The sequence below is a fragment of the Kitasatospora sp. MBT63 genome (genome assembly GCF_000710465.2).
In the GTDB taxonomy this organism is placed as follows: domain Bacteria; phylum Actinomycetota; class Actinomycetes; order Streptomycetales; family Streptomycetaceae; genus Kitasatospora.
In genome coordinates, this window is record NZ_JAIZ01000411.1 from 1 (window position 1) to 435 (window position 435).

Below are 435 nucleotides of genomic sequence, written 5' to 3' on the forward strand. Positions count from 1 at the left end.
TGCAGGAGACTGCCCTGGAGTTCCGCGCGCAGCGCGGGGGTGAGGACGGCTCCGGCGCGGTCGACGAGGAGGGCCATCTCGTAGCCCACCAGACCGATGTCGGAGTCGGGGGAGGCGAGGACGGCCAGGGCCGATCCGTCGCTGACCGCCATCAGGAACAGGAAGCCCCGCTCCATCTCGACGACGGTCTGGTTGACCTCGCCGCCCTCGAAGATCCGGCTGGCGCCGGAGGTCAGCGAGGTCAGCCCGGAGGCGACCGCGGCGAGCTGGTCGGCGCGGTCCCGCGGGAAGCCCTCGGACATGCACAGCAGGAGACCGTCGGCGGAGACCACCACCGTGTGCGACACCCCGGGGGTGTTGTCCACGAAATTGGTGATCAGCCAGTTCAGGTTCTGTGCGGCCTGGCTCATCTGACTCAACTCAACGCTCCTGGTG

Annotated in this window: 1 protein-coding gene; it reads right to left on the bottom strand. The window is 69.0% G+C overall.

Features of this window, described 5'->3' with window-relative positions; genetic code table 11:
• Window positions 1-410, bottom strand: a 410-nt coding sequence (locus AA75_RS22885; protein WP_033822066.1) for a roadblock/LC7 domain-containing protein, incomplete at its 3' end; no start/stop codon positions are given.
• Between the last annotated feature and the right edge of the window lie 25 nt (window positions 411-435).